The 9108-nt window shown below is 64.4% G+C and carries 8 protein-coding genes, 1 pseudogene and 1 riboswitch; of the genes and pseudogenes, 5 read left to right on the top strand and 4 right to left on the bottom strand.

The window, feature by feature from the left end; translation table 11 throughout:
* The 3 genes and pseudogenes from FJ423_RS25155 to FJ423_RS34660 form a co-directional block, all read left to right on the top strand.
* Positions 1-649: pseudogene (locus tag FJ423_RS25155) on the top strand (sugar ABC transporter permease); the annotation flags it as partial.
* A gap of 198 nt (positions 650-847) precedes the next feature.
* Positions 848-1840: an AraD1 family protein gene (araD1, locus tag FJ423_RS25150; protein ID WP_140845704.1), complete on the top strand. Its 993-nt coding sequence runs from the start codon at positions 848-850 to the stop codon at positions 1838-1840.
* A 186-nt stretch (positions 1841-2026) separates the two neighbouring features.
* Positions 2027-2149 carry a hypothetical protein gene (locus FJ423_RS34660; RefSeq protein WP_263481479.1) on the top strand — a complete coding sequence of 41 codons (123 nt, stop codon included), beginning with the start codon at positions 2027-2029 and terminating at the stop codon, positions 2147-2149.
* Positions 2150-2326: 177 nt separating this feature from the next.
* On the opposite strand, the gene FJ423_RS25140 is transcribed toward FJ423_RS34660, so the two are convergent.
* Positions 2327-3421, bottom strand: a complete 1095-nt coding sequence (locus FJ423_RS25140) for a 2'-deoxycytidine 5'-triphosphate deaminase (protein WP_140845703.1) — start codon at positions 3419-3421, stop codon at positions 2327-2329.
* A gap of 116 nt (positions 3422-3537) precedes the next feature.
* A riboswitch (SAM riboswitch) is annotated at positions 3538-3615 on the top strand.
* A gap of 56 nt (positions 3616-3671) precedes the next feature.
* Here FJ423_RS25140 and FJ423_RS25135 point away from each other — a divergent pair.
* Positions 3672-4862, top strand: a complete 1191-nt coding sequence (locus FJ423_RS25135; RefSeq protein WP_140845702.1) for an O-succinylhomoserine sulfhydrylase — start codon at positions 3672-3674, stop codon at positions 4860-4862.
* A gap of 82 nt (positions 4863-4944) precedes the next feature.
* Here FJ423_RS25135 and FJ423_RS25130 read toward each other — a convergent pair whose 3' ends face one another.
* Entirely contained in the window at positions 4945-6090 is a 1146-nt protein-coding gene (locus tag FJ423_RS25130) for a ceramide glucosyltransferase (protein WP_140845701.1), read from the bottom strand.
* Between the two features lie 345 nt (positions 6091-6435).
* Between FJ423_RS25130 and apaG the strand changes: the two genes are divergently transcribed.
* On the top strand, positions 6436-6828 hold the full coding sequence (apaG, locus tag FJ423_RS25125) for a Co2+/Mg2+ efflux protein ApaG (RefSeq protein WP_095765893.1): 393 nt from the start codon (positions 6436-6438) through the stop codon (positions 6826-6828).
* A 202-nt stretch (positions 6829-7030) separates the two neighbouring features.
* Here apaG and FJ423_RS25120 read toward each other — a convergent pair whose 3' ends face one another.
* Complete coding sequence (locus tag FJ423_RS25120) at positions 7031-8059, bottom strand: Hsp33 family molecular chaperone (protein ID WP_140845700.1); 1029 nt, start codon at positions 8057-8059, stop codon at positions 7031-7033.
* A gap of 124 nt (positions 8060-8183) precedes the next feature.
* Positions 8184-9095, bottom strand: a complete 912-nt coding sequence (gene argF / locus FJ423_RS25115; RefSeq protein ID WP_140845699.1) for an ornithine carbamoyltransferase — start codon at positions 9093-9095, stop codon at positions 8184-8186.
* Between the last annotated feature and the right edge of the window lie 13 nt (positions 9096-9108).

The following is a 9108-nucleotide window of genomic DNA, read 5'->3' as shown; positions in this document are numbered from 1 at the left end:
GCATATGACGACGGTCGTGCTCGGCCTCATCGCGGTGCTCGCCTACGCCTATTTCGGCTTCAGGACGCGGCGCAAGCGCGAGCGTCACGGCTATGAGGCGGAGCCCTTCCCGCTGTTCGTCGTCAAGACGCTGGTCGGCAGCGCGCTGGCGCTGTTCCTGGTCTTCCAGTTCGCCAGCTACAGGGGCCTGCCGGTCGTGCTGCTGGTGATGGGCGTGCTGATCTCGCTGTTCGTCTTCGTCACCAAGCGCATGACCATCGGCCGCCGGATCTACGCCATGGGCGGCAACGCCAAGGCCGCGCAGCTTTCGGGCATCAACACCGAAAGGCTGACCCTGCTGGTCTTCATCAATATGGGCGTGCTGTCGGCACTGGGCGGCCTGATCATCGCGGCGCGCCTCGGCCAGGCCGTGCCGGCTGCCGGTCTCGGCAGCGAGCTCGACGTCATCGCGGCCGTCTTCATCGGCGGCGCCTCGGCAATGGGCGGCGTCGGACAGGTGATCGGCGCGGTCGTCGGCGGCTTCATCATGGGCGTGATGAACAACGGCATGTCGATCATGGGCGTCAATGTCGACTGGCAGCAGGTGGTGAAAGGCCTGGTGCTGCTCGGCGCCGTCATCTTCGACGTCTACAACAAGAACAAGGCCTGAAGACCTGAAGCGGACTTAAGGAGGCATACGGGTTTCAGATCGCGAAGCTGCCGGCAACCCGTCGGCGCCAAGAAGGCAAGGACCGGGCTCGCGAGCGCAATCCGGACGAAGAATTTCAACCGTGGCACGGATTTCTCCGCGCCGCGCCGGTCAAGGTTTGCCCGCGGGCAGCCAGGCAAGATGAGAGAGGGTTCAAACATGCTGATCTCCCAGATCCTCGACGACGCCGAGACGATCCGCGTCGTCGCCCGCAATGGCGGCGGCAAGACCAGAGTCATCAACGGCGCGCGCAGCGTCTATTCGCTGGCGATGGAGGCCGCGCGCACCGGCACAGGGCTCGAAGCGCTGATCGAGCGCAAGGGCTATGGCGAGACGGTCGATCTCGACGCCGCCTACAAGAGGGGCAGGCTGGTCTCGCCGATCAACCATCCGGACCCGGCGCATCTGCACCTCACCGGCACGGGGCTGACGCATCTCGGTTCCGCGGCGACGCGCGATTCCATGCACAAGAAGCTCAATGACGGCGAAGAACAGCTCACCGATTCCATGAAGATGTTCCGCATGGGCCTCGAAGGCGGCAAGCCGGCCAAAGGCCAGGTCGGCGTGCAGCCGGAATGGTTCTACAAGGGCAACGGCACGATGGCGGTGGCCCCCGGCGCGCCGCTGATGTCGCCGGCCTTCGCGCAGGATGGCGGCGAGGAGCCGGAGATCGCCGGCATCTATGTCATCGGCGATGACGGCGCGCCGTTCCGCGTCGGCTTCACGCTGTCGAACGAGTTCTCCGATCACGTCACCGAGCGGGTGAACTATCTGTTCCTCGCCCATTCCAAGCTGCGCAACGCCTCGTTTGGCCCTGAAATCCTGATCGGCGAGCTGCCCGCCGATATCCGCGGCGCCTCGCGTATCTGGCGCGACGGCAAGCTGCTCTGGGAAAAGCCGTTCCTGTCGGGCGAAGCGAACATGTCGCACACCATCGCCAATCTCGAGCACCACCATTTCAAATATTCGGCCTTCCGCCAGCCGGGCGACGTGCATGTGCATATGTTCGGCACCGCGACGCTCTCCTTCGCCGATGGCATCAGGACCGAGGCCGGCGATACGTTCGAGATCGAGGCGCCGGATTTCGGCTTGCCGCTGCGCAATCCGCTGGAGATCGAGAAGCCGGTCAAGGTGGCGGTGAAGGCGCTGTAGCGCCGATCTCCCGGTGACTGGCAGGCCAGAGGGGCGCGAAGGAAGCTGCCTCTTCCACCTCGTCATTCTAGGGCGGAGCAAGGAGCGAAGCGACGCGCGCAGACCCTAGAATCCATGCCGTGACATTGGGCGTAGACTGCTGCCGTCCAGAATAACCGTTGGCGCAGCGCCAGCTAAGATCGCAACATGACAGGCTATGTTTACATGACCGCGAGCCAGAAGGTGGCACGCTATTTCGGTGTCGCCAATGACCTTACCCACCGCATGCCCGGGCACAAGACCGGCCAAGGCTCCAGAAGATCATCCTGAATGGTTCGAGTTCTCTCGCGGAATTGGCTGGTGAGCGTTCGGCACCGTGGCGGCGCTCAGGCGTCACGGCATGGATTCTAGGGTCTGCGCGCGTCGCTTCGCTCCTTGCTCCGCCCTAGAATGACGAAGAACAGATGGGACGGCGCGTCCCCTTCCGGACATCTCCCCACTTGGACCTCACCGCGCTGCCCGAAAATGCTTGGAGAGCTTCAGGCCCTGCGCCTGATAGTTCGAGCCGAGTTCGGTGCCGTAAAGCGCCTGCGGGCGTTTCAGCATATGCTCGTAGACGAGACGGCCGACGATCTGGCCGTGGTCGAGGATAAAAGGCACCTCGTGGCTGCGCACTTCGAGCACGGCGCGGCTGCCGCTGCCGCCGGCGGCGGAGTGGCCGAAGCCCGGATCGAAGAACCCGGCATAATGGACGCGGAACTCGCCGACCAGTGGGTCGAAAGGAGTCATCTCGGCGGCATAGAGCGGCGGCACGTGCACGGCTTCTCGGCTGACCAAGATATAGAATTCGTCCGGATCGAGCACCAGTTCGCCGGCGCCGCTCTTGTAGATCGGCTCCCAGAAATCGACGACATCCTGGGCGGCGCGCTTGTCGACGTCGACCAGGCCAGTGTGGTGCTTGCCGCGGTAGCCGACAAGGCCATCCTTGTCGCCGTCGAGGTCGATGGAAAGCGCGATGCCGCCGCCTGAAATATTGGGCGGCTCGGTGGCGACCAGCATCTCGGCGCGGTGAAGGTCGCGCAGCTCTCTCTCCGAGAGCACCGCGTTGCCGGTGCGGAAGCGGATCTGCGACAGCCGCGAGCCGGCACGCACGACGATCGGGAAGGTGCGCGGACTGACCTCGAGATAGAGCGGTCCGCGATAGCCGGCGGCGATCTTGTCGAACTCGTGGCCACGATCGGTCATGACGCGCGTGAATATGTCGAGACGGCCGGTCGAGCTCTTCGGATTGGCCGAGGCGGATACGTTCGCCGGCAGCGCGAGGCTCTCGAGCAGCGGCACGATATAGACGCAGCCGGTTTCCAGCACCGCGCCCTCGGCAAGGCTGATCTCGTGCAGCTTCAGCCGCTCGAGCTTGTCGACGACCCGATGATCCGGACCCGGCAAGAACGAGGCACGCACGCGAAACGCCTTGTCGCCGAGCCTGAGATCGAGACTGGCCGGCTGGATCTGGTCGGCGTCCAGCGCGCGCGGCGACTTCAGCGCCTTCGCCTCGAACAGCGCTGCGATGTCCTGATCCGGAAGAATGCCTGTTTGCCGCAAAAGCTGGCTCCGTTCACAAGGCCGGGCGAGGATCTAAGCAGGCTCTTGCCGCCCGGCTGGTACAAACCTCTTAATGAAGCCGGCAATTGACGCAAGCGCGGCGCGGGTCTAAAGGGTCGTTATCCCGTGGTGATTTGGCCGGTCGGCTTGCAGCCACGTTAAACAAGTCGCTAAAGGACCGTCGAGCCGCAAGGCTATATGGACCGGTTGCGACTTCGCGGCCGGTTTTTTTGTGTCTGAAAGCAGGGCTATGAGCACCAAGAAGCGCAACTGGAAACCTCAGACGGCACTCGTGCATGGCGGAACGTTGCGTTCCGGTTTCGGCGAGACATCCGAGGCGATGTATCTCACCCAAGGCTATGTCTACGAGACGGCGCAAGCGGCGGAAGCCCGCTTCAAGGGCGAAGAGCCGGGCTTCATCTATTCGCGCTACGCCAATCCGACGGTCGACATGTTCGAAAAGCGCATGTGCGCGCTGGAAGGCGCCGAGGATGCCCGAGCCACCGCTTCCGGCATGGCCGCAGTAACCGCCGCGCTGCTCTGCAGCGCCAAGGCCGGAGATCATATCGTGGCGGCGCGCGCCCTGTTCGGCTCCTGCCGCTGGGTGGTCGAGACGCTGGCGCCGCGCTACGGCATCGAGGCGACGCTGGTCGACGGCACCGACATCGCCAATTGGGAAAAGGCGACAAGGCCGAACACCAAGCTGTTCTTCCTGGAAAGCCCGACCAACCCGACGCTGGAGGTGGTCGACATCGCCGCCGTCGCCAGGCTCGCCAATTCGATCGGCGCCAGGCTGATCGTCGACAATGTCTTCGCCACGCCGCTGCAGCAGAAGCCGCTGCAGCTCGGCGCCCATATCGTCGTCTATTCGGCGACCAAGCATATAGACGGCCAGGGCCGCTGCCTGGGCGGCGTCATCCTGTCGGACAAGAAGTGGATCGACGAGAACCTGCACGACTATTTTCGCCACACCGGCCCGAGCCTGTCGCCCTTCAACGCCTGGACGCTGCTCAAAGGCCTGGAGACGCTGCCGCTACGCGTGCGCCAGCAGACGGAGAGCGCCGGCAAGATCGCCGATTTCCTGGCCGAGCGGCCGGAGATCGCCCGTGTCATCTATCCGGGCCGCGCCGATCATCCGCAAGCGGATATCGTCAAGAAGCAAATGTCGGGAGGCTCGACGCTGATCTGCCTCGACGTCAAGGGCGGCAAGCAGGCGGCCTTTGCCTTCCAGAACGCGCTCGACATCGTGCTGATCTCGAACAATCTCGGTGACGCCAAGAGCCTGATCACCCATCCGGCGACGACGACGCACAAGAACCTGAGCGACGAGGCCCGCGCCGAGCTCGGCATCGGGCCAGGCACGCTGAGGCTCTCCGTTGGCCTGGAGGACACCGACGATCTGCTGGAAGACGTGGAACAGGCCCTGAAGGCGGCAAAATAGAAGGCTGAGAACGCCGCGGCCCGAGCCTTCCAGAGCCGCAATTCCGGACGGAAAACCGTTTCACACTTTTCCTGGAATTGCTCTAGGCGAGCTCCTCCAGTTCGGTCATCGCCTTGGTGCGGATGGTCATGGCGTTGCCGCGCCATTCGACGGCGCCGCCGAACCAGGCGCGCGCCCAGATGGCCGGTAGCAGGGCATCGCGCACAATCATCGCGGTGACGCTGCGTGGCGACAGGTACCAGCCCTTCGCAAAGGCCAGCAGCCATTCCGGCAGGTAGGCGATCGCCAGCACGCCCAAGGCCGTCGTGGGCAGGCTGACGCCGGCGCTTGCCGCTGCAATCAGCGCCAGCAGCAGCGGCACCGCAGCGCCAGTCAGGATCTCCGGCGCGAAGAACAGTGGGAAGGTAACCCGGCGCAGCCGCGCCCAGCGCGTCTGGCGCGACCAGATCTCGGCGAGCCTGCGCTGGCCGAGCGGCTGCTCGAATGGCGAGGCGACGAGGTTGACGTTGAACCCCAGGCCGTTGACCAGCTTGGTGGCCGCCGCGTCCTCGGCGATCTCGGCGGCCAAAGCCTGGATGCCGCCATTGGCATCGAGCATCGGCTTGTTCCACAGCATGCTCTTGCCCTGGGCGAAGCCAAGGCCAACCGCCTCGCCGGCATACTGCCAGCGCGCCTGCAGCGTGTTGAGGAAGGTGCATTCGACTTCGGCCCAAAACCCGTCCGGCCGCGAGCCGATCGGCGTCGAGCAGACGAGGCCGGTATCCGGCCGCCATGCCGCCATCAGGTGCTGGACATAGTCTCTCGGCATCAGCACGTTGGAATCGGCGAGGATCACCCAATCGTGTCGCGCCGCCTGCCAGCCCTTGACGCAGTTGTTGAGCTTGGGATTGGCGCTGACGCGATCGTCGCCGATCAGCAGCCGCGCGGGAATTTTGGGGTGGCGTGCGATCGCCGCATCGATCAGCTTGACCACCGGGTCTTCGGCATGCGCGACGCAGAAGATCAGCTCATAGCGCGGCCAATCGAGAGAGAAGGCGCGCTGCAAGGTCTCCGGCGTGAACGGCTCGACGCCACGCGACGGCACGATGATGGAGACCGGCGGTCGCGCGCTGGAGGGCGGCGCGATGACATGCCGCCGCTTCAGCCGCGACGAGGCGAGCAGGATGCTGGCGAGATTGAAGGAAAGAAGCGCTGACGAAGCCAGGCCGGCTGCGATAGTCAGTTCCATCGAGATCTGGTCACTCCCGATAGAGAGTTTCACCGTTTCACGCAAACGGCGACACACTCCATCTCCTTGTTTTCACGCAATTCCGGACGGAAGGCTACGGCGAAGGCGCCGAGCCTAACCGCTCGCGCTTTTCCTGGAATTGCTTTAGGCCGCACGCGGCCGTTTCAACTGTTTTCAGAGCGTCCGAGTCGCCCGGCACGGTTTGTGCACACCAACATTGTCATGTGTCACCTAAATGACATTGTTTTTCGGCACCTGCACTTACAAGGCTGGCAGGATGGTCGGCGCTGCGTTTATCAAGAGCGGAGCGTGACATATTTTCCGCGGCGGCAACCGGAGTGGCCCATGTATCGCGCAGTGACGCGCAACATCGAAGTGCTGGTCAGGCCCTTCTATCTGGAGGACCGCTCCGATCCGTCCGAGAACCGCTATGTCTGGGGCTATCAGGTGACGATCGACAACCGCTCCGACGAGTTCGTGCAGCTTGTGTCGCGCTACTGGCACATCACCGACGGTCAGGGCCGGGTCGAGGAGGTGCGCGGCGCCGGCGTCGTCGGCGACCAGCCGGAACTCAATCCCGGCGACAGTTACCAGTACACCTCGGGCTGCCCGCTCTCGACGCCGTCAGGCATCATGGTCGGCCACTACACGATGCGCAACGGCCGCGGCGAGACGTTCGATATCGCCATTCCGGCTTTCTCGCTCGACATGCCGGGGACAAGGCGCACGGTGAATTAGCCGTCGGCGACAGCCTCTTTCTCCCCGTTTCACGGGGAGAAATGCCCGGCAGGGCAATGAGGGGCGGCGCCGGGCTTCTGAGATTTTCCTGGAGCCGGACGACCGCGTCGCCAGCGTGTCGCTATGATCGCCAACGTTGGCGCCGCCCCTCATCCGCCCTTCGGGCACCTTCTCCCCGTGGAACGGGGAGAAGGAAGAGAGCTCACTTCGCGAATTCAGCTGGGTCGAAGTCGTATTGGGTCGAGCAGAACTCGCAGGCGACATGGATGCCGCCCTCCTCGGTCGATTCCTTGATCTCCTCAGCCGAAAAGCCTTCGAGAATGCCGCGGATCTTGTCGCGCGAGCAGGAGCACTGGTCGGCGACAGGGACGCCGCGGAAAACGCGCACGCCGTGTTCGTGGAACAACCGGTAGAGCAACCGCTCGGCGCCCACCGTCGGGTCGATCAACTCGGTCGGCTCGATCGTGCCGAGCAGCGCCAGCAACTCCTGCCAGGAATTGTCGGCCGGCTGGTCCGCAACGTCACGCGGATCGCCGTCGCCGCCAGAAATATCGGGAACGCGCATGCGTTCCGGCGACTGCGGCAGGAATTGCGCCAGGATACCGCCGGCGCGCCACTGCTCGCGCGCGCCGGCCGGGCCGGGCGTGACCAGCTTGGCGACCGACATCTTGATATCGGTCGGGATCTGCTCCGACTGCCGGAAATAGGTGCGCGCGGCGTCCTCGAGCGAGGTGCCGTCGAGCTGGACGATGCCTTGGTAGCGCTGCGTATGCGCACCCTGGTCGATCGTCAAGGCCAAGACGCCGTCGCCGAGCAGCGTCTGCTGCGAGGTCTCGCCGGCGGCGGTCAGCGCCTGCAGCCGGTCGGCATCGAAGCGCGCATAGGCGCGCAGCGCATGCGGCGTGGTGAAATCGGCCACCAGCATGTCGACCGGACCGTCGGTGCGGGTCTGCAGGATGAACTTGCCTTCGAACTTCAGCGAAGTGCCGAGCAGCACGGTGAGCACGCAGGCTTCCGCCAGCAGGCGGGCGACCGGCTCGGGGTAATCGTGGCGGCTCAGAATAGCGTCGAGCATCGGCCCGAGCTGCACGGTGCGGCCGCGCACATCGAGCGGCGCGACCTCGTAAGGCACGACGTGATCGTCGCCGGCGAAGCCGAATTCACCGAGTTGGGGTTTATGCTCAGCCAAGGTCTGGGTTTCCAACATGACAATACTCCGGGGCGCAGCCATGCCGCCCGGTGAGCCGCATGCGTCGAAGCGCGTTCGATTTACGTGATGGCCCGCAAATAGGCATCACATGTCCCCAGATCAAGTTGAGCCCGATCGGGCCGGAAGCGGTCAGGTCCAGCCCTTCTCACGCGCCCAGACACCAGGCCAGCACCGCCTTCTGGGCGTGCAGCCGGTTCTCGGCCTCGTCGAAGACCACCGAATGCGGGCCGTCGATCACCTCGTCGGTGACCTCCTCACCGCGATGCGCCGGCAGGCAGTGCATGAACAATGCATCGGGCTTGGCTTTCGCCATCAGCGCCGCATTGACCTGATAGGGCAGGAAGACGTTGTGGCCGCGGGCGCGATGCTCCTGGCCCATGGAGACCCAGCTGTCGGTAACGACGCAGTCGGCCTGGTCGACGGCTTCCTCGGCGGACCTGGAAAACCGGACCTTGCCGCCATTGGCTTTCGACCAGTCGACATATTTCTCGAAAGGCTCGCTGCCTTCCGGCACCGCGACATTGAGGTTGAAGCTAAACCGCGCCGAGGCCTCCAGGAGCGAATGCAGCACATTGTTGCCGTCGCCGGTCCAGGCGAAGGTCTTGCCGGACACCGGACCGCGATGCTCCTCAAAGGTCATGATGTCGGCCATGAGCTGGCAGGGATGCGTGTCGTCGGTCAGCCCGTTGATGACCGGAACGGTGGCGTTCTCGGTGAGCTCCAGCAGCCGGTCGTGCGAGGTGGTGCGGATCATGATGGCGTCGACATAGCGCGACAGCACTTTCGCCGTGTCGGCGATGGTCTCCGAACGGCCGAGCTGCATCTCGGTGCCGGTCAACATGATGGTCTCGCCGCCGAGCTGGCGCATGCCGACATCGAAGGACACGCGCGTGCGCGTCGACGGCTTGTCGAAGATCATGGCCAGCACCTTGCCATCGAGCGGTTTTGAACGCTCACCCGCCTTGAGCCTGGTCTTTCGCGCCACCGCGTCGTCAAGCATGATGCGCAGGTCGCCCGCGGAAACGGCGGACAGATCGGTGAAGTGGCGAACACTCATCGGCAGGTTCCAG

The organism is Mesorhizobium sp. B2-8-9, from assembly GCF_006439475.1.
Classification (GTDB): domain Bacteria; phylum Pseudomonadota; class Alphaproteobacteria; order Rhizobiales; family Rhizobiaceae; genus Mesorhizobium.
Note: the sequence above shows the minus strand (reverse complement) of the source record. Positions and strands in the feature narration are given on the sequence as shown.